12 protein-coding genes are annotated in these 26,151 nt (G+C 41.7%); all 12 read left to right on the top strand.

Features of this window, described 5'->3' with window-relative positions:
• Nucleotides 1-496, top strand: a 496-nt coding sequence (locus LH29_RS12440; RefSeq protein ID WP_045030303.1) for an MFS transporter, incomplete at its 5' end; no start/stop codon positions are given.
• A 40-nt stretch (nucleotides 497-536) separates the two neighbouring features.
• Entirely contained in the window at nucleotides 537-3,872 is a 3,336-nt protein-coding gene (locus LH29_RS12435) for a tetratricopeptide repeat protein (RefSeq protein ID WP_045030144.1), read from the top strand.
• Between the two features lie 72 nt (nucleotides 3,873-3,944).
• Nucleotides 3,945-6,809: a sugar-binding domain-containing protein gene (locus LH29_RS12430; RefSeq protein ID WP_045030143.1), complete on the top strand. Its 2,865-nt coding sequence runs from the start codon at nucleotides 3,945-3,947 to the stop codon at nucleotides 6,807-6,809.
• Between the two features lie 174 nt (nucleotides 6,810-6,983).
• Nucleotides 6,984-8,411 carry a sulfatase-like hydrolase/transferase gene (locus LH29_RS12425; protein ID WP_045030140.1) on the top strand — a complete coding sequence of 476 codons (1,428 nt, stop codon included), beginning with the start codon at nucleotides 6,984-6,986 and terminating at the stop codon, nucleotides 8,409-8,411.
• Nucleotides 8,412-8,584: 173 nt separating this feature from the next.
• Nucleotides 8,585-9,475, top strand: a complete 891-nt coding sequence (locus tag LH29_RS12420) for a glycoside hydrolase family 16 protein (protein ID WP_157493681.1) — start codon at nucleotides 8,585-8,587, stop codon at nucleotides 9,473-9,475.
• Nucleotides 9,476-9,644: 169 nt separating this feature from the next.
• Nucleotides 9,645-10,658, top strand: a complete 1,014-nt coding sequence (locus tag LH29_RS12415; protein ID WP_045030138.1) for a family 43 glycosylhydrolase — start codon at nucleotides 9,645-9,647, stop codon at nucleotides 10,656-10,658.
• A 184-nt stretch (nucleotides 10,659-10,842) separates the two neighbouring features.
• Nucleotides 10,843-12,288 carry a sulfatase family protein gene (locus LH29_RS12410; RefSeq protein WP_045030136.1) on the top strand — a complete coding sequence of 482 codons (1,446 nt, stop codon included), beginning with the start codon at nucleotides 10,843-10,845 and terminating at the stop codon, nucleotides 12,286-12,288.
• A gap of 8 nt (nucleotides 12,289-12,296) precedes the next feature.
• Nucleotides 12,297-14,774 (top strand): alkaline phosphatase D family protein, encoded by a 2,478-nt coding sequence (locus tag LH29_RS12405; protein WP_052670868.1) that lies wholly within the window; start codon nucleotides 12,297-12,299, stop codon nucleotides 14,772-14,774.
• Between the two features lie 401 nt (nucleotides 14,775-15,175).
• Nucleotides 15,176-16,561: a sulfatase-like hydrolase/transferase gene (locus LH29_RS12400; protein WP_045030135.1), complete on the top strand. Its 1,386-nt coding sequence runs from the start codon at nucleotides 15,176-15,178 to the stop codon at nucleotides 16,559-16,561.
• Between the two features lie 123 nt (nucleotides 16,562-16,684).
• Complete coding sequence (locus tag LH29_RS12395; protein ID WP_045030134.1) at nucleotides 16,685-20,782, top strand: hybrid sensor histidine kinase/response regulator transcription factor; 4,098 nt, start codon at nucleotides 16,685-16,687, stop codon at nucleotides 20,780-20,782.
• A gap of 385 nt (nucleotides 20,783-21,167) precedes the next feature.
• Nucleotides 21,168-24,386 carry a SusC/RagA family TonB-linked outer membrane protein gene (locus LH29_RS12390; RefSeq protein ID WP_045030133.1) on the top strand — a complete coding sequence of 1,073 codons (3,219 nt, stop codon included), beginning with the start codon at nucleotides 21,168-21,170 and terminating at the stop codon, nucleotides 24,384-24,386.
• Between the two features lie 19 nt (nucleotides 24,387-24,405).
• Entirely contained in the window at nucleotides 24,406-26,112 is a 1,707-nt protein-coding gene (locus tag LH29_RS12385; protein WP_045030132.1) for a RagB/SusD family nutrient uptake outer membrane protein, read from the top strand.
• Nucleotides 26,113-26,151: the final 39 nt, after the last annotated feature.

Below are 26,151 nucleotides of genomic sequence, written 5' to 3'. Positions count from 1 at the left end.
AGTTTCCGACACGTTATTCAACATTGTGGTTACCGGAAGTGTAAACCTCGTTTTCACGTTCGTGGCCATTTATACCGTTGACAAATTAGGTCGCAGAATGTTGATGATAATTGGTGCAGCCGGGCTGGCCGGAATTTATGCTTTAATGGGGGCCGGATATTATTTCCATGTTACAGGCTGGCCTTTGTTACTTCTGGTGGTTTTGGGAATTGCCTGTTATGCCATGTCGTTGGCACCGGTTACCTGGGTCGTTCTTTCGGAAATATTCCCGAACCGGATTCGTGGTACTGCCATGTCGTTTGCAACGGCAGCATTGTGGATTGCAAGTTTCCTCTTAACCTACACATTCCCGTTGCTAAATTCAGCATTTGGTGCCTCAGGTACATTTTGGTTATACGGACTTATTTGTGCTGCCGGCCTGCTGTTTATATTCAAACGATTGCCGGAAACAAAAGGCAAATCGCTGGAAGAAATTGAAGAGGAAATTTTGAACTAATGAGGCTTGAGATTTCATTAATATAGAAAAGGGATAGAAAATGAAGCAGGTAAAAGCACGCATAGAAAACCTGGTAATCCCAACCTACGAACTGGGAAAATCAGAAATTAACCCCGTATTCTTCGAAAAAAGAGTGTACCAGGGATCATCGGGAAAAGTTTATCCGGTTCCATTTATCGATAAGGTTTACGATCATAAAGTGGATAAGAATTACCAGGCAGCAACACTTGAAAACGACTTTGTGAAACTGGTATTGTTGCCCGAAATCGGTGGACGAATATTTGAAGCGCAAGATAAAACCAATAATAATTACAACTTTTTTTACCAGCAGAAGGTGATAAAACCGGCGCTTGTTGGTTTAGCCGGTCCGTGGATTAGCGGAGGGGTAGAGTTTAACTGGCCACAGCACCACCGCCCGGGAACTTATTTGCCAACCGATGTATATATTGAAGAAGAAGCCGATGGAGCTAGAACAATATGGATGTCGGAATACGACCCGATGTACCGCCTCAAAGGCATGCACGGAATTCGTCTCCGCCCCGAAAGTGCATTGATTGAACTACGCGGTCGCCTCTTTAACCGCACGCCGTTAACACAAACCTTTTTGTGGTGGGCAAACGTAGCCGTTGAGGTGCATAAGGATTACCAAAGCTTTTTCCCGCCCGATGTACACTATGTGGCCGATCATGCAGTTAGGGCACAGAGTAGCTTCCCCATTGCTGAAAACGATTATTACGGAATTCCTTACCACAAAAGACCGGGTAAAAACGATCTGCGTAACTACGATAATATTCATGTGCCTACCAGTTACATGGTATGCGATACAAAATTCGATTTTTTTGGAGGCTACGATTTTAGAGCCGATGGCGGATTTATTCATGTAGCGAATCGACATATTGCTCCGGGTAAAAAACAATGGACCTGGGGAAGTGAAGATTTTGGTCGCGCATGGGACCGTGAACTGACCGACGAAGGCGGACCATATTTCGAATTAATGGCCGGTGTTTATACCGATAATCAGCCTGATTTTACCTATCTGCTACCTTACGAGACAAAAACCTTTTCGCAGTTCTGGTGGAGCTATAAAAATCTGGGACCGGTACAAAATGCCAATAAAGATTTGGCTATCCGTCTTGAGATTCAGCAAGGAAACAGATTGGACTTGGGTGTTGCGGGCAGCCGTAAATTCGAAAACCTTCAATTCATCCTAATTATTGGAAACGAGAAGAAAGTTTTTGAAAAACAAACGATATCACCTGAAAAGCCCTGGAAAGATACTTCAATGCAAATTGAGGCAGGACAGGAGAATTCAGTTTCGTTAATAGTGCTTGACCCAAAAGGGAAAGAATTAATCGATTATCATCATCGCGAGTTTAGCAAAGAACGAAACCGCAAGGTGGCATTCGAGCCAAAACAACCCACCGAAATTGAAAGTGCCAACGAGTTGGAATTGATTGGCGAACACCTGGAGTTGTATCGTCATCCTACACGTTACCCGGAATCCTATTGGAAAGAAGCCATCAAAAAAGATCCGAAGAGTTACAAATCATACATTGCCTTAGGCCGCGTTGAGCTTAAAAACGGCAAGTTGGATGAAGCTGAAAAGAACTTTAGGACAGCCATTGATATTATGACCACTTATCATCCAAACCCGGCATCGGGTGAGGCACATTACTTCTGTGGTTTGGCTTGTTCTTTACAGGGCCGAAAAGATGAAGCTTACGGATTGTTCTACAAATCCACATGGAACTTCGAGTGGCGTTCGGCTGCCTATTATCAGCTGGCTACCCTCGATTGTTTGAAGTCGGATTATGAAACCGCTTTGGAGCATTTGGAGGCATCCTTGGATACAAACCGCCAGAATAATAAAGCACATATTTTAAAAGCTGTAATTCTGAAAAATCAGGGTGAAACCGCAACAGCAGAAACTGTACTGACAGAATTGTTCAAAACTGATGCGCTTGACCAATGGGCAAAATTTGAAAGGACAAGCTTGTCAGGTAACTACGATGAGTTTATCGAATCATCAAGAAACGATGCACAAACCATAATTGATATTGCTTTTGATTATGCCGAAGCCGGTTTTTACCAGGAAGCTATTGACGTAATTGAGTTACATCATAAAAATGAAGTTCCTGAGTGTGCTGTTCCAAATCCAATGGCAAAAACAGTGATGACCGAGTTTGTTTTGGCCTGGTTATACGAATTGAACGGCGAAAACACCAAATCGGTTGAGACTCTGGAAAAAACAAAGTCAGCGTCTTACGACTATGTTTTCCCATCACGTTTATACGAACAGTTGGTGTTGGAATGGGCATTACAAGTTGATCCGGAAAATACGATTGCAGCTTTCGGTTTGGGTAATTACTTTTTCAATTTAAAGAGACATAAAGACGCAATAGGTGTGTGGGAAAAAGCCGCTGAAGCCAATTGTGACTACGGAACACTCTACCGCAATCTTGGAATCGCCTACTGGAATACCTTTGAAGATGGCGAAAAAGCAAGAGAGGCTTTCCTAAGAGCGGTAGAACTGGCTCCAAACGATATGCGTATCCGTTACGAATTCGACCAGTTGCGTAAAAAGCTGAACGACGATCCTAAACAACGATTGGAAGATTTGTTGCCGATTAAAGACCAGATAACAACCCGCGATGATTTCTCGGTTGAACTTGCCGCACTTTACAATTTTAAAGGCGATTACAATAATGCATTAGACCTGCTTGAAAACCGCGATTTTCACCCATGGGAAGGAGGAGAAGGTCAGGTTTTAAGACAGTTTACTTACGCTTGCTTAAAGCTAGGACAACAGGCCTTGCAAAACGGAGATGCTGAATCTGCTTTGGAGTACTTTAATAAATCAGTGAATACACCTGATAATCTGGGTGAAAAATACCATCCGCTACAGGCAGTTGCACACATTAATTACTGGAAAGGAATGGCACTAAAAGCGCTTGGAAAAACAGATGAAGCCAGGGCACATTTCCTTGAAAGTAAAAATGAAGAAGGCGACTTTATCGATATGGCTGTGAGTGCTTATTCTGAGTTGTCGTGCTACAAAGCCCTGTCGCTCAATGAGCTGGGCGAAAAAGTTGAGGCTCAGAATCTATTGTCTGATATAAGAAAATTTGGTGAAGCCAAATTGAACGATAAAGCTCAGATCGACTATTTTGCAACATCGTTGCCACTGCTACTGGTGTTCGAAGATGATATCCAGAAGCGAAATACCATTGATGCAAAATACCTGATTGCGCTTGCACATGTTGGTTTAGGATCGTATGGAGATGCGATAGATAACCTGAAAGATGTATTGCAGTTGAATTCGATGCATGTGGGTTCAAAAGATTTGTTGGAACAGCTTACTGCTGAAGTTGCGTAAAAATTTGAAAGGAGTTTTATATGAGATTGTTAAGGAACTTTTTGGAAATTATAAAAACTAAATATGCGAACAATGAATAATATTTTAGCACCCTTTTTCGGAATAAGATCAGTTTTTTTATTTGCTGTTGCCCTTGTTGCAATAAGTTGTTCCAAACAAGAACCATCAGAACTGGATTTGTCCGGGGTATGGAGCTTTAGTATGGACAAACAAGATGAGGGAGTAGTCAATAAATGGTTTACGAAAAATTTATCGGATACCATTGTTTTGCCCGGATCGATGGCCTCAAATGGAAAAGGGGAACCGGTAGGTTACGACACAAAGTTTACCGGTAATGATTGGAAAGCTTATGACAATGGAAAGATGTGGTACAACGATGAAAATTATAAACCGTATTTATACGGCAACGAGTTTTTGTATCCCTTCTGGCTGATTGCTGATTATTATTACACCGGTGCTGCCTGGTATCAAAAAGAAATTGAAATCCCTGAAAACTGGAGAGGACAGGATGTTGAATTGTATTTAGAGCGTTGTCACTGGGAAACCCGGGTTTGGGTAAACAACGAATACGTTGGGGTGAATAATGCTTTAGGTGTTCCGCATCGTTATAATGTCGGTTCGTTTCTTCAACCCGGCAAGAACACGATTACAATTTGTGTTGATAACCGGGTAAAAGAGATAAAGGTTGGAGATGATGCACACAGTGTAAGCGATAATACACAGAGCAACTGGAACGGGATTGTGGGCGATATAAAGTTGGTCCGGAAAGATGCATTGTCTGTTGCCGGTGTGCAGATATTCCCTGATTTGAAGAATAAAAGTGTACGGGTAGAAATTGGGATAAAAAACAAAACAGGTGGCGCGCAAAGCGGTAAAGTAAAACTTTCTGCCCAAAGTACATCGGAAGAAACGCCTCTGAAATTAAAGGAGATTCGTTCTGATTTTGAGGTGAACAGCACGTCAAAAACAATCATTGTTACTTACCCGATGGGCGATACCATGCTTTTGTGGGATGAATTTAATCCGAATCTCTATGAACTTTCAGTTGAGCTTGAATCGGATGGCTACAAAGATGTGCATACCGAAACTTTTGGAATGCGTGATTTCCGTGCCAATGGAAAAGGACTGGAAATTAACGGCCGTCCGGTGTTTCTAAGGGGAACATTGGAATGTGCCATTTTCCCAAAGACAGGTTTTCCGCCTACAGATGTGGAGTCGTGGGAACGAATCATTAAAATTTGTAAAGCACACGGCCTGAATCATATTCGTTTTCATTCGTGGTGTCCGCCAAAAGCTGCCTTTGAGGCAGCCGATAAACTGGGCTTTTACTACCAGGTTGAAGTGTCGGCGTGGGCAACCGTTGGCGATGGTGCTCCAATTGACCAATGGATATACTATGAGAGCGAAAGAATGGTGGCCGAATACGGAAATCATCCTTCGTTTTGTATGATGCCCTATGGAAACGAACCGCATGGAAAAAACTATACCGGGTATTTACGTGAATTTGTAAACTACTGGAAAAAGAAGGACTCGCGCAGGTTGTACACTTCCGGGGCAGGATGGCCTGTTATTCCGGAAAATGATTTTCACAGTTCGCATCGTGGTACGCGCATCCAGGGATGGGGCCAAAACCTGAACAGTATTATTAACAGCCAAGCCCCACGCAGCGACTACGATTGGGAGAAAACAGTGGCTGATTTAACCGCACCTATGGTGAGCCACGAAATAGGACAGTGGTGTGTGTATCCAAATTTTAAGGAAATACCCCAATACGATGGCGTATTAAAAGCTACCAATTTCAAAATTTTCAAACGAAGCCTCGAAGCTCACGGTATGCTCGATCTTGCCGATAGTTTTCTCAAGGCTTCGGGTAAACTGCAGGCCTTATGTTACAAAGCCGATATTGAAGCTGCCTTTCGGACCAAAGGTTTTGGTGGTTTTCAGTTGCTCGATCTGCACGATTTCCCGGGGCAGGGTACCGCATTGGTTGGTGTGCTCGATCCGTTTTGGGATGAAAAAGGATACATCTCTTCCGACGAGTTCAGGCAATTTTGTAACGAAACAGTTCCACTGGCAAGGTTCAAAAAAATGATTTTCACGAGCAATGAAAAGGTTGAGTGCGAGGTTGAAGTTGCGCATTACGGCGAAAAAGAATTGCAGTCGGTTGTTCCTTCGTGGCAGATCCTGGATACGAATGGTAATGTAGTTAAAGAAGGACAATTGGATGAGGCAAATATCAGTTGGGGCAATTGCCAAAAGCTTGGTGCAATCAGCGAAAATATCGAAGTTGAAACTGCCGCTAAGTTTTGCCTCGCAGTTAATGTAGCCGGATTTATAAACACATGGGATTTTTGGGTTTATCCGGCTGAATTACCAAATATCGAAGATGATGTTTTGGTTGTTTCAAGCCTAAACAAGGCAGCCATTGCAACCTTGGAAAAAGGTGGAAAAGTTTTACTGACAACAAAAAAAGGCAGCATAAAAGACGGTAAAGGTGGCGAAGTGGCAGTTGGTTTCTCGAGTATTTTCTGGAACACTGCCTGGACCAATGGACAGGAGCCTCACACTCTGGGAATTTTGTGCAACCCCGAACATCCGGCTTTGGCAGATTTTCCCACCGAGTACCATTCCAACTGGCAGTGGTGGGATGCCATGAGCCATTGTAATGCAATTAATATAGAAGGATTTGAAAACACTCCCGATCCAATTGTACGAATTATCGACGATTGGGTAACAAACAGAAACCTGGCTTTGATTTTCGAGGCTAAAGTAGGCAAGGGCAAACTGGTAATGACCGGGGTTGATTTACAATCAGACCTTGACGATCGGCCTGAAGCACGACAGTTACTCTTCAGTTTGAAAAATTATATGCGTAGTGAAAAGTTCGATCCACAAACAAAATTGACTGAAAACGAAATTATTGGATTGATGAACTAACTTGGGGTATTGGTAAATGGGAATTTGGCTAATGCGATGATGCGTTTTTTGGTAGACTATAGGAAGCGTAATATGATAATCAGTCGGAATTAGCCAGTAAAAAATGAGATTCGAAAGAGTAACTGTTTGTGATAACAAGAAAATAGAATAGACTAAGTACAAAAAAATAGTAGCATGAAAAGATTAATCTTCCTGCATGTAGTTGCGATTCTACTGTTAAACGCTTGCCAGAACCAGGCAAAACAAGATTCGGTACCTCAAAAGCCCAACATCCTTTTTCTTCTGGCCGATGACTTGGGTTACGGGGAACTGGGGTGTTACGGACAAGAGGTGATACAAACTCCGGAGCTGGATAAACTGGCCCAAAATGGCTTGCGCTTTACCGATTTTTATGCCGGAAATGCGGTTTGTTCACCCTCGCGCGCGGTTTTAATGACTGGCAAATCCTCTTCATACAACACTGTTCGTGGTAATAGCGGCGTTTTTAACGATGATCGTTGGATGCGCGTGGCCCTGAAAAAGGATGAGATGACGATTGGGGAAATGTTGAGAGAGGCAGGCTATCAAACCGGTTTTATTGGCAAATGGCACCTCGATGATCCGGACGATATTACAACCTGGGCCTGTAACCGTGGATTCGATTATGCGGTGCAGGAACAATGGGGTTCCCGTTTTGGAGGCATTCAATACGACGAGCAAATGCATTGGATAAACGGAAAACAAGACTCGGTTTATTACCATATTAATGAGTGGGAATGTAAAGATGATTTCAGGACAAATTTAGCTTTCGGGTACCTTGATAAAATCCAAAAGGACAAACCTTTCTTTTTGTTTATGTCATTCAGAGCTCCTCATGGGCACGAATATGAAATTGGTAACAAAGAAATATATTCAGAAAAGGGATGGCCCGCTGCAGAACGTTTACATGCTGCAAAAACCACTTTGTTGGATAAGCAGGTAGGAAGGCTATTAAATAAACTGGATGAAATGGGAGAGCTTGAGAATACCCTCGTAATTTTCACCAGCGACAATGGCCCGCACAGAGAAGGAAGGGGGCACAATCCCGAATTTTTTAACAGTAATGGTGAATTACGTGGCATTAAAAGGGATTTATTCGAAGGTGGTATTCGTGTGCCAATGATTGTCTGGTGGAAAGGAAAAGTAACAGCAGGTATAAATACAAATCATCTCAGCGGATTTCAGGATATTCTTCCAACACTGGCTGAAGTGGCTGGTGTTGAAATACCGGCCCAAACAAACGGAATATCATTGTTGCCGGTTCTTTTTGGAGAAGAACAAGCAAGCCACGAAAGCATGAACTGGGAATTTCAACTCGATGGATGGAGTAGAACAATGCCCGATGGAGGATTTCGACAATCGGCAAGGATTGGGGAATGGAAAGGTGTTCGCTACGGAATTATGAACGAAACACTCCTGTACAATCTTAATGACGATATTTCGGAGACAAATAACGTGGCCGGCGACCACCCCGAAATTGTTAAGCAGATGAATGACATATTTGAAGATAAGCGCGCCGAAACTCAGGGCTTTCCCTATGGCGGAGTGGTTCAGGATTACAAAGCGAAAGACAGGCATCAATAGCTGTCGATATTAAAAGTCGGATAATACACTAACAAATAAAAAACATGTTAAACCAGTTTTCAGCTAAACTTTTGCTCCTTGTGCCAATCATCGGGATACTAAATTTTTCTTGTGAAACAGGAACATCAAAAAATGCCATCGGTAAAACAGGGAATGAAGGACAAAAAAGCGCTATGTCATTCAAGGTTGATCCCTACTTGCCTGATGCCAACACTGCTCCACAAAAAATTGGAGCTTATGAATTGGTATTCGCTGATGAGTTTAATCACGAAGGACCAATGAAAGAAGAATACTGGATCGCCGAAACCGGATTCAGAAGAAATAATGAGGCTCAGTGGTATAAAGCAGACAATTCAGTTTGTACCGGAGGACGTTTGATAATTACCGCTAATAGGGAGAAGTATAAAAATCCCGGATATGTTGAAGGAAGTAATGACTGGCGAAAGAATCGGGAATACGCCTCTTATACTTCATCCAGTTTTATCACTAAAGAAGAATTCCATCAGAAATACGATAATATAATGATGATTGCCCGGGCAAAACTTCCGTTAGTAAGTGGTGGAGATGAAGATTATGGGATTTGGCCGGCATTTTGGACCACCGGGCATGGCGGCTGGCCATGTGGTGGCGAAATTGACATAATGGAGTACTATACCGGGCAAATGATGGCCAATTTTGCAACCAAAGGAAAAAACGGTGCAAAATGGACTTCCAATAAAGACCAAAATCCAAGTACCTTATACATCAAAAATATTATTGATGGTACCGCAGAAGGATTTAACGCAGACCCCGACTGGTTAAAAAAATACCATGTTTGGAAACTCGTTGGAGACGGTGAGTGGTTAACAATCTATCTGGACGACATTTATATGGCCCGGATTGCACTTGATACAAAAAATATTGATACCTCGGAAAGAGAGTACCCGTTTAAAGATAACCTATGTAATTTTTGGCTGAATCTGGCAGTAGGAGGAAATCCCCATCCTGATAGTGAAAAGCTGGAAAAGACGCAATTCCCAAGGAAGTATGAAATTGATTACGCGAGAATATACATAAGGAAATAGTTAGCAGAATAGTCTGGAGTAGTTAGAAAATATGATGGTGGGTGTTAGTAGTTCACTACCCGCTAAAAAAAATCGTAAAGCAGTTGAATGGTAGTAATAATCAGAGCAAATAAACTTAAAATAGTCGCCGAAAAAATAGAGGAAATAACAAATCAAAAATCATAATAAAATGAAGAAAAATAATTTACATATTCGTTTAAAATTGTTCGTATTCGTTTTAATTGTAAGCACATCAGCAATTCCTGTTATAGCGCAGGAACTGCAGGAATATACCTCTTTTAAACCCGGCGGTGAATGGTTGGATACGGATGGAGTGCACATCGATTGTCATGGAGGGAACATTGTTTATGTAGAACATCTGAAAACTTTTTTTTGGTACGGCGAGCATCGGGGCCAACCGAGGGGGGCTTCATGTTATTCTTCAACCGATTTGTACAACTGGACAAAGGAGGGAGTTGTAATTGAAAAAGGTGATATCAAGGTGTTTGAGCGGCCAAAGGTTATTTACGATGAGACCAACAAAAGATATGTGATGTGGTTTCATTACGATGGAGATCTGAACGGTCGTGGTTATGGTATTGCAGAATTGGGCATTGCCATTAGCGATAGCCCGACAGGTCCATTTGTTGTGCAGGATCATTATCGCCCAAATGGTCATGAGTCGCGTGATATTGGAATGTACTTTGAGCCTGATACAAAAAAGGCATACATTGGGTATGCTGCCGACCATGTAAACCGTACAATCAGGATGGTTGAATTATCCGATGATTATTTGAGCACAACAACCAACGATGTGGACATCGAAGCCCATTGTGAAGGCCCGGGGATTTTGAAAAAAGACGGAACCTTCTATCTTTTAACCAGCCAGTGTTCAGGATGGACTCCTAATCCCGGAACCTATTATACGGCACCCTCGGTTATGGGGCCATACACCAGCCAGGGAAGTCCGTTTATTGGCGATGCTGGAAATAATTCTTTCAACTCACAACCTTGTTTCATATTTAAAATTCCCGGATATAAAGATGCCTACTTATACATGGGCGACAGATGGAATGGTGGTGGTCGGCCCGAATCGCAATATGTATTTTTACCCATCACCATTACTGCCGGAGGAGAAATGGAAATTCATTGGTATGCTGAATGGGATTTAAACCTGTTTACCCCTGAGAGGAAAAAAAATTAAGCAAGAGGGAAGAAGAAATCAAAAGGCAGTGAAAATTATTATTTTTAGAATTAAGTTTGAGTAAAATGAAATGATCTGAGAGAACGATACGTGGTGGGGTTTTATTCAATCAATAATTATTTTGGTGCTTAATTGTGTAGGGAATAATTAAACGTGATCTTGAATACTATCTAAACTAATATAAATGAACCTAAAACGACTAAAACCTAAACTGCTGGTACTTGTCTTGTTCACAGTTGCTTTTTGCTCAGGAGTGTACCAAACACAAGGCTCCAGTTCTCAAAAACCTAATATCGTTTTTATTATCGCCGATGATATTAGCTGGAATGATTTCGGGTGTTACGGAAATAAAGTTGTTAAAACACCCAATATCGATAAACTTGCCAGCGAAGGATTACTTTTCAACAATGCTTTTCTTACCGCCAGTTCCTGCAGTCCCAGCCGTTGCAGCATTATTTCGGGTAAATACCCGCATTCGAATGGTGCTGCAGAATTGCACACTGCATTACCCGAGTCCGAAATCCCTTTTCCTTTATTGTTGAAGGAGAACGGGTATTACACAGCTCATGCCGGCAAATGGCACATGGGAGAAGCAACACACCGGGCTTTTGATCGCTATACCGATGGAAACGGATATAAAAACGGCGATGGCGGTGAAGCGAACTGGGTGCGATTTATAAAAGAACGCCCCAAGGATAAACCCTTCTTTTTTTGGTTGGCGTCGTACGATGCTCATCGTGCGTGGGGAGCCGATACTTTTAAAATAACGCATGAACCCGCAAATATTGAAGTGCCGGTATATTTCAATGATACCCCGGAAACGCGGCAGGATATCGCATCGTATTATAACGAAATTGCCCGTTTTGATTACCATATCGGGCTGGTGAAGCAGGAATTACAAAAACAGGGAGTGCTGGAAAATACCGTTATTATTGTTATGGCTGACAATGGCCGGCCTTTCCCGAGGTGTAAAACCCGGGTTTACGACAGTGGAATGAAAACACCTTTTGTAGTGCACTGGCCCGCACAAATTGATAAAAATGCAGGTCACACCGAAAGCCTGATTAGCGCCGTCGACATCGCACCTACTATTCTGGAAATTGCCGATGTTGCGGTTCCCGAAAACTACCAGGGAGTAAGTTTTCTGCAAATTCTGAAAAACCCGGAAGCAGAAGTCAGGCAGATGGTTTTTTCAGAACACAACTGGCATGATTATGAAGCGCATGAACGAATGGTGCGGACAAAAGATTTTCTTTACCTTTTTAACGCACGGCCAAATCTCAGTAACTGTGGTCCGGCCGACTCGAAAAACTCACCAACACAAGCGGCGCTTAACGAACTGCGCGACCTTGGCAGCTTAACACCGGCTCAAGCCGATATTTTTGTCACGCCCCGGCCTGCTGAGGAACTCTTTGACCTTAACCAGGAAAAGGAACAATTGCTAAACGTGGCTTCCCTAAGTCGTTATCGCGAAAAGCTGGTTGAAATGAGAACCTTGTTAAAAAACTGGCAAAACGAAACCGGCGATACAACTCCTGAAGATTTAACCCCCGACTGGTTCGACCGTGAAACAGGTGAACGATTAGAAACAGAACAAATAAGAGGTACAATGCCCGGAACCGAAAACTAAATTTACTTATGAAAAAACTACATTTTGCAATACTGTTTTTTATTGTTTTTTGGGCCTGCACAAAAGACGAAAAGACAACTTTTCAATTTGATCATTTAAATGATCGTGTATGGATTGGTGAGGATTTTTGGTCTGTTCCGATGGAAAACTGGCAGGTAAAAAGTGGACATATAATATGCGACGGGAAAGTGCTGAACTCCCGGGTTAACCTGTTAACTCACCCCTTGAGTGCCGCCAATGGGACTTTTTCGATTCGTATTAAAACCGGCCTTGCAGCGAATGGGGTTAATCCCGGATCTGTTGGCCTTTCGGTGGGTGTAAAAGCAATAGAGGAAGATGATGTGCGCGCTGCCTGCTACTTTGGGAAAGGTTTAAACGCAGGTATACATACCGGTGGTTTTGCTTTTCTCGGTCAGAATCAAATCGAATTACCCGACGATTTTGATTGGAAAAGCAGTACAATCTCATTAACCGGAAAGCAAAGTAATAATCTTACGCAGCTGAAGATGACGGTTCAAAGCGCTGACGGGACTGAAAGTGTTCGTATTGAGGAATCTTTTGAAGGTGAAATTTCTGGATTGATTCAGCTCGTGAACAACTTTCAAACTGCAGATGCGAAAGCAAACGGACCTTCCTTTTGGTTTGACGATTTGGAGGTAGAAGGAAATAAGGTCATTCATCATCCCGGGAACAGTTTTGGCCCGATTCTTTTCAGCATGTACACATTGAGCAGGGGCGTGGTTAAGCTAACAGCCCAACTTCCTCCGCTTGGCGAAAAAGACAGCCGTGAGGTTGAGATGCAGTTAAAAGAAGATACTGATTGGCTTGCGTATTCCAGCGAAACGATTGATCCTGATTCCAGAACGGCTACTTTTAAAGTTGAAGATTGGCAATTCGATAAGGAGGTACCCTATCGGCTTGTTTACCGGGAAGGGGAAAAAGAACATTTTTACGAAGGCATTATCCGAAAAGAACCAACAGGCCAACCATTGAAGCTGGTCGGACTCACATGTCAGTTTCATTACGGTTTCCCTTATTCTCCGCTGGTAAAAAACTTAAATAAACAAAATCCGGATATGCTTTATTTCTCGGGCGACCAGATTTATGAATCAAATGGGGGGTACGGCATAATCAGGTATCCGGAAGATTTGTCCATCCTGAACTACCTTGGCAAGTACTATATGTTTGGTTGGGCATTTCGTGATTTGATGCGCGACCGGCCAACCATTGTCACTCCCGATGATCATGATGTGTATCAAGGAAATTTGTGGGGGGCCTCGGGAGAGCAGAAATCTCCCGAAAACTATAATACAGATGACCGGCAGGGATTTGCTCAATCAGTAAAAATGGTGAATGCAGTGAACAGGACTCAATGTGCGCATCTTCCCGATCCTTACGATCCAACAACAATTGGCAATGGCATGTCGGTGTGGTATACCGATCTGGTTTATGGCGGTGTAAGTTTTGCTATAATCAGCGACCGAATTTTTAAATCGGGCCCTGATTTGGTGTCAACCTGGACTGGCAGAAAAGATCATATCAGCGAACCATTAAAAAGCTTTTCGCAGGTTGAAAAACCGGAGTTAAAAATGCTTGGCGATCGGCAGCTGGATTTTCTCAACTCCTGGATCAAAGACTGGAAACATGCAAAAATGAAAGTCTTGCTAACCCAAACCATTTTTGCCAATACTGCCACTCATCACGGTTCTTACGATGGATATCTTTACGGTGATATGGATTCCGGAGGTTGGCCAAAATCGGGCAGGGACAAAGCGCTAAAAATTATCCGTAAAGCGGCCGCTTTTCAGGTTGCAGGCGACCAGCACTTGCCCAGTGTCATACAATACGGTATAGATGATTTCCAGGATGCCGGTTGGTGTTTCTGTACGCCTGCAATTGCTGTAGGCTATCAGCGATGGTTCAGACCCGACGATTTAGGAATTCCGGTGCAAAACCGCCCTTCGCATAATCTGCCCAATACGGGTAATTATAGTGATGCTTTTGGTAATAAAACCTATGTTTATACTGTAGGTAATCCGGGCAGAAAAAAGGCGGATGAGAACAGGTATGTTATGGCTAACCTAAAATCATCGGGTTATGGTTTAATTGAGTTGGATACTGAAACCCGAAATATAACCCTGGATGCGATACGTTTCCTGGCCGATGCCGAAAATCCAAAAAATGAAGATCACTTTTCAGGATGGCCATTAACCATATCACAGTTTGATAATTTTGGAAAAGTAAACCAGATAAAGCTTCCATCCATAAAGGTGTTGGGTGATGCCGAACCTGTGGTTGAAGTGATTAATGAACAAACCGGGGAAACGGAAAGTATCGTGCGGATTAAAGGAAATGAGTTTCACCCCGTCGCTTATCAAAAAGGGAAGTACACCATAAAAGTTTCCTATCCGGAGAAAAACACGATAAAAGAGGTAAAGGGGATTTCAGGAGATGATGCTGAATCGAACATTGAAATTAAATTTTAAATGTTTAGCATTTGAAAGCCTTAGCTGAACGCTATCTTTAAATAGTTGGTTTGTTGTATTGGTAGGTTTTGACGCATAAATTCAGCACAATTTTCTAAACTAAATTTTATTCTGAAGCGAAAGAATAAAATTCTCTGTTTAAAATGAGAGAGTTACTGTTGACAGCTTAAAAATTATAGGTGTATAAAAGTTAATACACCCCCCTTATTTGAATAAAATAACATACATGAGAAGATGTATTACGTCTATCTTTATCCCGGAAGATGTTAAGGGAGAATTTGGTTGCTCCTTCTGTTCGATGACAAGAGATCACCTATTTAAAATTGGTTGGACAGGTGGAGTATGGAAAAAATTGACCGATAAGAGATGTATTAATAAAGCTAAAAACTAAGAACTTAAAAATGAAACTTATTCAAATACTACTTGTAATTACCCTTTTGCTGGGAGCCTTTACAAGCTTTGCACAGCAGAAACAACCCAATTTTATTATTATACTGGCAGATGACCTGGGATATGCCGATTTGAGTTTAAACGGAAGTAAACAGATTGCGACTCCTCATATTGACAAGTTGGCTGAAAATGGAATCAATTTTACCAATGGATATGTTTCGGGGCCGGTTTGCAGCCCGTCGCGGGCGGGATTACTCACCGGTAGAAACCAGGTGACATTTGGCCACGATAATAACTTGTCGGGCGTGCAGCCGGGTTTCGACGAAGAGTACAACGGTTTGCCTTTAACCGAAACGCTTATTTCCCAACGTTTGCACGATCTTGGTTACACTACCGGGCTGGTTGGCAAATGGCACCTTGGGATGCTTCCAAAATTTCACCCGCTACAACGCGGATTCGACGAATTTTGGGGATACACCGGTGGCGGCCACGACTATTTTACAGCAAAAGCCGACGGAAAAGGTTATCAGGCACCCATTGAGTGTAACTATAAAACACCTCAGGAACTTACGTATATTACCGATGATAAGGGCGATGAGTGCGTTGATTTTATTGCGCGCCACAAAAATGAGCCATTTTTCCTGTTTGCCTCATTTAACGCACCACATGCTCCCATGCAGGCAACAGCCGAAGATCTTAAGTTATTCCAACACATTAAGGATGAAAAACGACGCAGCTATTGCGCCATGGTTCACCGGCTCGATGTTAATGTTGGCAGGATAATGCAGGCACTCGAAGAAAATGGAGTCGCTGAAAATACCCTGGTCGTTTTTCTAAGCGATAACGGTGGTCCGTGTGATTCGAACGGATCGATAAATGCACCTTTTAACGGGCAAAAAGGCATTTTGCTTGAAGGCGGAATACATGTTCCTTTTATAATGAGCTGGCCCGGTAATCTGCCGGCGGGAGAGACCTATGAAAATCCGGTTATTTCCCTGGACCTGGCGGCTACCTTTTTCGAAATGGCGGGAGGTGTTAAAACCGCTGAGGTAAAATTCGACGGCGTGAATCTGGTTCCGTATTTAAAGGATAAAGCAAGTGGTGAGCCTCACGAATCATTCAACTGGCGGTTTACAATAAGTGCAGCCATCAGGCAGGGAAACTGGAAGCTGGTGCGTTTACCCGACCGTCTGCCCCTGCTTTTTGATCTGTCGAAAGATATATCCGAACAAAATAATGTTGCACTCGATCATCTCGATGTAACCACTTCATTGTTAAAGCAACTTGGCGATTGGGATGTGTCGCTCCCGCACCCTGTATTTTTGGAAGGAGCGGTTTGGAAAAAGCGTCAGTTAGAACTTTATGACAATCAATATCAGTTGCTTCAGCCTGAATAGGAACATATACACCATTGTTGGAAGCAGGCATATTCAATAGAATTATTATCTTGTCATGGCCTGAATTTTAAGTCCTGCAGGTGGACGATAAATTTCTTGCACTAAAACGGATAGAACAAAAGAATGAGATTAACTGAAATGACAAAGTTGATCAAATATCAGCTTACCCTCTTGCTGATTTATTGGTCAGTTGTTGTTAACGCTCAGCCCGAACAATTACTCAAAAATTTCTTCACCGTAGACAATGGTCTGTCACATAACGAAGTAACTTCGATAGTTCAGGATAACGACGGATTCATCTGGATTGGAACACGTGGTGGATTAAACCGATACGACGGCTATGATTTTAAGATTTTTAACCAGGTTCCGGGCGATTCCAACAGTTTGGTTAACCCATCCATCGAATCGTTGTTCGTCGATAGAAAAGGAAATATTTGGATTGGAACCAAGTCTGGCGGTGTAAGTAAATACGATCCGGATAAAGAAGAATTCTCGAATATCGTATCAAATTACAGGAATAAAAGTGAGGTTTTACCCGATAGCCGGGTTTTATCGTTTTACGAAGATAAGAACGGTCGTATCTGGATGGGAACGTGGAACCACGGTTTGATTGTTTATGATGAGCATAAAAAAACATCAGTCCAATTCTTACGTGGTGCAGTAAATTCCATTGTAGAAACCCAGAACGGTGATATTTGGGTAGGTTGCAATAATGGCCTTTTCAGGTTTATCAGTACAAAAGATAGTGTTATACAGGCTGAACAACCGAGAATTCAGTTGGTGTGCCATGAAGTTGAATATGACCAAAAAAGAAATGTGTTGTGGATCGCAGAATCAGGCTTAACCAGGTTCGATTTGCATACCTACCAACAAACCCACTATGAAATTGGGAATGCATTTAAAGGTCAAACCATTCATGCTTATGAATCGATATCTTTAGATAATAGTGGAATGGTGTGGCTGGGAACCTGGGGAACCGGATTTTATTATTTCGATCCTGCAAGCGAGATCTTTCAACGCTACCAGATTTATCCTGAAAACAGGGCAACATTGAACAAGGATTATGATGCTGTTTTGAATATTTTCCAGGATAAAGATGATAACCTTTGGCTGGGAACAAACGGTGGTGGTATATGTGTGCTTACGCCTAAATTAGACTTTAAAACTGTTGGATTTAATCCTCGACGATTTAAAGGGCTTCGGAATACACGCATAATGACGGTGCTTGATGATAAAAATAAAAACCTTTGGCTGGGAACAATCGGAAGTGGTTTGGTATGGTCGCCCGATCGGGAAAACTTTTATCCCGTAGCCTATCCTGAGGGAATTGATAAGTCGAGATTCCTGATTATAAAATATTTAAACGAAGATAAAGACGGTATAATTTGGGTGGGGACAAATATTGGAACCTACATTATTGAATTCAGGGATAACGTGCCACAGATGATCAATCCAAACCTTGATCCGAATTATCCAAACAGATGGCGTCAGATCGTTTCAATTATCGATGCGCAGGATAAATTGTGGTTAGGTAGTTTAATGAATGGCTTGTATATTCTGGATAAGACGAACAATTATAAGTTGGTTAAATATTTAGATATAAACGATAAGGAATCGGGTGATTTGAACAGTGACAGAATAAGTTATTTGTTTGAAGATAACCGCGGAAGGATCTGGGTGGGAACTTATAATGGGTTACATATTTATAATCCTTCGGATACAACAGTTGTTTTGGCAGATGACTATTTTAATATCGACGGTGAACTTACCGGTAACATCATCACCTGCATCGATCAGGATATAAACGGGAATTTGTGGATAGGTACGCCTAACGGCCTCAATAAGTTGTCAGAACTTGATAATTCGCGTTTCTCGTTAAAATTATACACCGAAAAAGATGGCCTTGCCAGTAATTTTATCAAGGGAATATCGGGAGATTCAGAAGGAAATATCTGGATTAGTACTAGTTTGGGAATCTCAAGGATTGATGGTCAGGGAGATGGTACTACCATTCGAAATTACAATGAAAGTGATGGAGTGGGCGGCAAGAATTTTACTGAAGCATCTGTTTTTCGAAATGGCGAAGGCGAAATATTTTTTGGCGGTTCCAATGGTCTCACTTACTTTAATCCCGGTAAAATTGAGGCGCTTCCATCTGCACACAAACCTGTATTTACCGAACTCAAAATTCTGAATGAACCTGTTTCCATTAATCAGGAGTTTGGATCAAAAGTGATTATGGATCAGTCCATCATTCACGAAGATAAAATTGCAATTCCGTATCGGTTCAATAATTTTGAAATACAGTTTTCAGCACTTGATTACCGTTCTCAGGGCGGAAATCTTTACAAGTATAAACTTGAAAAATACGACAACGACTGGCAATATATCGGTACAAGGAGGTTTGTGAATTTTAACAGTTTAAGGCCCGGAGAATACAAGTTACTTGTAATGAGTGCCAATAGTCACAATGTTTGGAATGAAGAACCAACAAGTTTGACGATCGAAATTCTTCCTCCGATCTGGCAAACGTGGTATGCACTTTTATTTTATATCATGCTTGTGGTTGGTATTGTTACAGTAATCAGGTGGAATGCAGTAAAACAGGTGCGTTTGGCCAATAGCCTGGAAATGGAGAAGTTGAAGCACCGGCAGGATCAAAAGATCAATGAAATGCGCCTGCGGTTTTTTACCAATCTTTCTCACGAATTTCGCACACCTCTAACCTTGATTCTTGCTCCATTAAAAGAATTGTTGCGTAAAAAAGAAGAGTATCAACTTACAGAAGAAACAGAGCATAAGATAAAGATCATCAATAATAATTCGGTTCGCCTGATGAAGTTGATCAATCAGCTGCTCGATTTCAGAAAACTGGAAACGGGTAATGCCAAACTTTACACATCAGAAACGAATGTGGTAGAATTAGTTGCCGAATTATGTCATCCTTTTCAGGAACTGGCAGCGATAAATAACATCATATTTAAAACCAAGCTCGATATAAAAACTAAACATGTTTGGGTTGATAAGGACAAAATTGAGATCATTGTCAATAATTTATTATCCAACGCTTTTAAGCACGTACAGGAAAATGGCAAAGTTGAAGTTGCCCTGTACGAAGAAGAGGAAGAGGTGTTGCTGACAATATCTGATAATGGGCGCGGGATACCCAAAAGCGAGCTTGAATTTATTTTTGACCGCTTTTACCGGGGAGCCGACAGCAAAATGGATGGTAGTTCAGGGATTGGTCTGGCGCTGGCAAAACGTTTTACCGAATTACATAAGGGGAATATATCGGTGGTTAGCGAATCTTTCAAACTAACGCAGTTTACTGTTACGCTTCCTAAAGGAACGGGGCATTTAAAACCGGAAGAAATTGTTGAGCCTAAAACCGATAAAAAGCGCCCAGGTTTAAACGATGCACTGCTTAAAAATATCTTTCCAAACAAACCAGGAGAATCAGTTGCATCGGGTGAATGTATACTTGTAGTTGAAGATAATCCGGAGATGCGCGATTACCTCGTTAATATATTGTCACCTATATATTGCCTTGAATCGGCAGAAAACGGGCAGGCAGGTTACGAAAAAGCACAGCGTTTGAAACCCGACCTGATAATTACGGACGTAATGATGCCGGAGATGGATGGCTTCGAATTTTGCAAGAAATTGCGTGAAGATGTGAATATGGCGACTATCCCGCTTATCTTTCTAACCGCAAAAGGAGATGAGCAGTTTCGATTGTTGGGAACACAGCTTGGAGCTGATGATTTTATTACGAAACCTTTCGATCCGATTTTACTGATCGAAAAAGTTAAGAATATTCTTTCGCGGCAGAAAAAATTACAACAACAATACAGTAAATCTGTTCGGCTGGAACCTTCTGATGTTGAGATAACTGCTTCGGAAGAACTAATGATTGAAAAGGCTATTTCTATCGTTGAAGCCAATTTGCAGAATTCAAATTTTACTTCCGATACCCTCGCTTCAGGAATGAATATGAGCACTTCATCGCTTTATCGCCGACTGAAGAGTTTAACAGGATATTCAACCGCTGAGTTTATTCGATCACTTAGAATAAAACGTGCCGCTCAGCTTATGGCCGACAAAGAAAAGACCATTACCGAAATTGCATTCGATGTTGGATTTAACGACGTAAAACATTTTCGAACCGTCTTTCAAAAGCAATTTAAATGTACTCCTACTGAGTATCGTCAAAAGTTATAACCGCAAATTATTAAAAGGGTCAGTAAAAATGTATGGCATAATGGTATGAGCCAAAATGATTGTCTGGTTGTTTTAATATTCATAATATCAGGCTATTGCGATTTTTGTTGACCGAATATTCCCCTTCTTGTGAAAAGTAAAATAAGTTAGGATTGAACGGAATTTCACCCATCATTTCCCAAGGTATGTCCTTTTAAAAGCGTCAAATTCTCGAGTTTTGAAGTGTAGTTTTTTGTAAAACTAAACCGAAACTTATGGACAAGAAAAAAAACATTCCAAAAGGACTGTTCGCCTTTCGCGCTATTAATGTCATCCTTTACCTCCTACTTATCGCAATCGTGATTTTACTATTTATGTTTCTCTAATAATAACTAATTAAATTCTTATGAAACAAGCTAATCAGATTCTAATCAGAAAGTTGTGTTTGGTATTTGTGGTCATTTTGCTGGCCTCATCTGCATGGGCACAACAAACTATTACCGGAAAAGTAACCGATGATACCGGGGAATCGCTTCCCGGTGTTGCAGTTATTCTACAAGGTACAACAACTGGTACCGTAACCGACATCGACGGAATTTACTCACTTCAGGTCCCCGATGGCGGAACGTTGCTGTTCTCATTTGTTGGCATGCAAAGCGTAAATGAAACGATCAATGGCCGTACAACAATCGATGTTACGATGAAAGTAGATGCCATAGGTTTGGAGGAAGTAGTAGCAGTAGGTTATGGTGTTCAGAAAAAAGCAACCTTAACCGGTTCTGTTGGTAATGTTAAAGCCGAGGAGATGTTACAACGGCCGGCAGCCAACTCAACAGAACTGTTGCAAGGTCAGGTTGCAGGTTTGTATACTTTGCAAACTACGGGTCTGCCCGGAGCCGATGGAACAAAATTAAACATCAGGGGATATGGAAATAATCCACTGGTTTTAATTGATGGTATTGAAGGCAGCCTCGGACAGGTTGATCCAAACGATATCGAATCAATAAGCGTATTAAAAGATGCTTCGGCTGCAGTGTATGGCGCACGGGCAGGAAACGGAGTTATCCTGGTAACAACAAAACGGGGAACTGATAAACCCTCGCAAATAACCTATCACGGTAACGTTTCCTTTACAGCTCCTACATTTCTTCCCGATCTTGTTGAAGCTCGTAAGTGGGCCGAGTTGTTGAATGAATCAGGTTTAAATCCTGATGATTACAGTCCTGCCCATGTTCATTATGATTCTGATACCAAAAGACTGATCAATACCATGGACGACAATGATTACTATGGTTACGATTGGGACGAGGCTTTGTATCGCGACTGGACACCCCAGCAGCAACATAACCTTAGTGCAACAGGCGGAACCAATAAAATCAAATATTTTGTTTCTGCAGGTTATGTCGATCAGTCCAGTGTTTTCACCTCAGGTGATTACAATTTTAACCGATATAACATTCGTTCGAACATTGATGCGCAAGTGAAAGAAAACCTGAGCGTTTCTGTTGATTTTGCTTATCGAAGTTCAAGAATCGATAAGGCGAATTTTGGGGTGGACGATATGTACAACTCACTTCAAACTGCTAAACCTGTTTATCCTTATTATCATGAGGAAGATCCTACACGTGCTGCCAGTTCCGGATTTTTGCAAAGATCGCCTTATCATCAAACGTTTAAGGAGTTTTCCGGATTTCAGGATAACAGAGATAAAGTATTACAAGGTGCACTGGAACTGAAATACAACGTTCCCTTTGTTACAGGATTAGTAGCAAAAGCCCGATTGAATTATGAAGAGGCACTAAAGTGGAATAAAACTGTTTCACAACCTTACGATGTTTGGGAATATGATCCAACTGCGGCATCAGAAGGAAGCGATCCATGGGTGAAATGGGGAACTCAGAATGCCAATAGCATGAAAGTATATTCTAACCGCTCAACTGAATTGTTACCGCAAGTAAGTTTACAGTACGATAAAATTATAGGCGACCATACTCTTAAAGCGATGGTGGTTGGCGAGACCTGGAGTTACAAATGGACCAGTTTGCAGGGATCACGAAAAGATATATTATCATTTGAGGCACCTTACCTGATATATGCCTCCGAAGAAGGAAAAGATAATGCCGAGAATCTTCAAACTAACGGTAATGTTGGTGTAACTGAACGCGCCCGTGCTTCAGTAATCGGTCGTATTAATTACGATTACAAGGGTAAGTATATGGTCGAATTTTCAATGCGTGCCGATGCTTCCGGTGAATATCCTCCTAAAGGACGCTGGGGTTATTTCCCAAGTGTAAGTGCAGGATGGAGAATTTCTGAGGAAGCTTTTATGAAAGATAATTTCAGCAATCTGAATAATTTAAAAATCAGAGGTTCTTACGGTATTCTGGGTAACGATGCAGTGTCGTCGTTCGATTACCTCTCCGGATATACTATTTCAACCGATTACTACGTATTTGGTGCGTCGCCTGCCCCTGTAATTGCATCGGCAGGTTTAGCAAACCCAAACATTACCTGGGAAACCATGAAGATGAGTAACATCGGTATCGATGGAACTTTCTGGGATGGTTTATTCGGATTCGAAGTTGACGGCTTTTACCGCCTAAGAGAAGATATTCTGGCGCAACCAACCGAGCAGGTACCAAGTACCTTTGGTGCAAATTTGCCCAGAACCAACTTAAATAAAAGAGATAACCGTGGATTTGAGATAACATTAACCCATAGCAATAAAATTGGCGATTTCTCCTATGACATCTCACCGATGTATGCATGGACAAGAGGTAAATATGTTGAACTGGATGAAGATGTTTTGCCTACAACCGGTGATTTGGATGCCGAAACGCTTGAGTTTAATAAACTATGGAATGAAAGATATGTTAACGAAGGCCAGTGGGACAATCGTTACTGGGGGTATGTTTCCGATGGATTTTTTATGAATCAGGAACAGATTGATAACCATGCGATCGATCAGGATCAGGCAGAAAATCAAACGATTAAAGTGGGCGATATTATTTATAAAGACCTGAATGGTGATAATATGATTGATTGGAGAGATCAAAAGGTTATTGCTCAGGGAAGTACCAATACAAATAATTCAGCATCGTTGCCCAATACCATGTTTGGTCTGGATATGGGAGCGCAGTGGAAAGGTCTTGGTGTGAGAATGTTGTGGCAGGGAGCTGCCGATTACGTGGTAGTGGTTGGAGGATCTGCTTCGGCTCCATTTAGCAACGAATCAATACCACTTTCACAGCATTATGATTATCGCGCAATCATTGGTCAGGACGGAAATGGACAGGACTACATCACGAATCCAGATGATTTTAAGCTTCCTCCTGTAACCCAAAACGGCAGGACTGCAAATAATGGCAAAACATCAGATTTCTGGACTTATGATGCATCTTATTTGAGGTTGAAAAACATCAACATCTCTTATACCATACCAAAATCATTACTTGAAAAAGTTGGTTTTAGCAAATGTGTTGTTTATTTCAGTGGAACTAATTTATTCACAATTAGTAATTTGGATATCTGGAAAAAGTCATTTGATCCGGAAATTATCGGAGCCAATAACAGGGATTATCCACCGGTAAAAACGATGACATTTGGACTTAGGTTAACTTTATAAACTCTAAATGATTAGAACGATGAAAAAGATAATATTTATACTACCATTATTTGTTCTTCTGTTTGGTTGTAGCGACTTATTAGACATTGCTCCTACCAATATTATATCAGAAGATGCTGTGAAAAACGATCCTGTCCTTGTTGACGCATTCTTGAATAAAATCTATAACGGCACCAGGTTTCAGTCGGGGGGTGAAGGAAATGCCCTGTTAAATGTGATGTCGGATGAATCGAATGTATTTGCCGGTTGGCAAACACCATATAATGCAGCCATGAAAATTATTGATGAAAATGGTGCACACTCAGCATTGGAATACTGGCCATACGGAAATATTCGTTCGTGTAACGAAATTATGGAAATACTGGAAGAAGCCACTTTTGATGCTGATTTAGTAGCTCAAAAAACGGCAGAGGCAAGATGGTTGCGTGCATTTATGTATTTCGAGCTGGTAAAACGTTACGGCGGTGTTCCATTACTTACTGAAGCTCAAAGTATTGATCAACCCATTGAGGAGTTATACGTTGAGCGCAATTCGGAAAAGGAGATTTATGATTTTATTGCATCGGAAATGGATGCTTTGGTTAATCTTTTACCCGATAGTTACGACTCAGGTAATTTTGGCCGGCCTACAAAATGGGCAGCTTATGCATTAAAAAGCCGTGCTATGTTATATGCCGGTAGTATTGCAAAATATGGTTCGGTGCAATTAGATGGTCTGTTGGGCATACCTTCAGGAGAGGCAAATGCCTATTACCAAAAAGCATACGATGCGTCAATGGCAATAATTAACGGAGGAATGCATCCTTTGTATAAGGAGAATGCAGATCCGGTAAAAAACTACACCGAATTGATGTTAACCGATGGAAATTCGGAAGTTATTTTTGCCGAAGTGTATGATTATGGGCTGTTAAAAGCGCATGGTTGGACTTTCTATTGTATGCCCGACGGATTTCAAACCGGTTGGGGATCCAATAACTGGATGTACCTGGAAGCATGGGAAAAATATGAGTACAAGGACGGTTCTTCTGCCGTTTGGGACAGAAATTTACTGGATGGAAAAAATAAATTCTCTCTCGATGAAATTATTCTGAACAAAGACCCGCGCTTCCTGGCCTCGGCATTTTATCCTGAAACACCATGGGGAGACGGTAAAGTTTATGTACACAATACAACAAAAGGGACTATTCCTTCTGGTTCCGATTGGCCCAGTGTTGCACCCCGAAGGAACCGGATTAAAGCCGGTATGTTGATAAAAAAGCGTGTTAATGAGTCGCTTATTGGCCTTAACAACAACGAGGACGATTCTGATTGGATTGTTTTCCGCACGGGAGAAATGTACTTAAATGCAGCAGAAGCCAGGTTTGAAATGGGCGAAGAGGAAGATGCCAGGAACTTGATTAATGTAATACGAAACAGAGCAGGAATGCCTGATAAAGAGACATTGACTTTGGAAGAAATACGTAACGAACGTTTTGTGGAACTTTATATCGAAGAGCACCGCTACTGGGATTTACGTCGGTGGAGAATAGCCGTTGACGTATTAAACAACAAAGGATTTAAAGGAGTAACCTGGGATTATTACATCGATGAAGATATGTACACACTTAAGATTAAAGATGCGGATTTTGGACGAACGAGAGTTTTTGCCGAAAGAAATTATTATTTGCCAATTGGACTGGATCGCATAGCAGATAATCCGAACCTGGTTGAAAATCCGGGATACTAGAATAGTTTAGTTTGGGGAGGTTACCCGGGGGCCATATTT

This window comes from Draconibacterium sediminis (assembly GCF_000949475.1).
GTDB classification, from domain to species: domain Bacteria; phylum Bacteroidota; class Bacteroidia; order Bacteroidales; family Prolixibacteraceae; genus Draconibacterium; species Draconibacterium sediminis.
Note: the sequence above shows the minus strand (reverse complement) of the source record. Positions and strands in the feature narration are given on the sequence as shown.

Coding starts and splice junctions, on each gene's coding strand:
- LH29_RS12390 (WP_045030133.1), top strand. CDS start 21,168: ATGAAACAAGCTAATCAGATTCTAATCAGAAAGTTGTGTTTGGTATTT.
- LH29_RS12385 (WP_045030132.1), top strand. CDS start 24,406: ATGAAAAAGATAATATTTATACTACCATTATTTGTTCTTCTGTTTGGT.
- LH29_RS12395 (WP_045030134.1), top strand. CDS start 16,685: ATGAGATTAACTGAAATGACAAAGTTGATCAAATATCAGCTTACCCTC.
- LH29_RS12410 (WP_045030136.1), top strand. CDS start 10,843: ATGAACCTAAAACGACTAAAACCTAAACTGCTGGTACTTGTCTTGTTC.
- LH29_RS12405 (WP_052670868.1), top strand. CDS start 12,297: ATGAAAAAACTACATTTTGCAATACTGTTTTTTATTGTTTTTTGGGCC.
- LH29_RS12400 (WP_045030135.1), top strand. CDS start 15,176: ATGAAACTTATTCAAATACTACTTGTAATTACCCTTTTGCTGGGAGCC.
- LH29_RS12415 (WP_045030138.1), top strand. CDS start 9,645: ATGAAGAAAAATAATTTACATATTCGTTTAAAATTGTTCGTATTCGTT.
- LH29_RS12420 (WP_157493681.1), top strand. CDS start 8,585: ATGTCATTCAAGGTTGATCCCTACTTGCCTGATGCCAACACTGCTCCA.
- LH29_RS12430 (WP_045030143.1), top strand. CDS start 3,945: ATGAATAATATTTTAGCACCCTTTTTCGGAATAAGATCAGTTTTTTTA.
- LH29_RS12425 (WP_045030140.1), top strand. CDS start 6,984: ATGAAAAGATTAATCTTCCTGCATGTAGTTGCGATTCTACTGTTAAAC.
- LH29_RS12435 (WP_045030144.1), top strand. CDS start 537: ATGAAGCAGGTAAAAGCACGCATAGAAAACCTGGTAATCCCAACCTAC.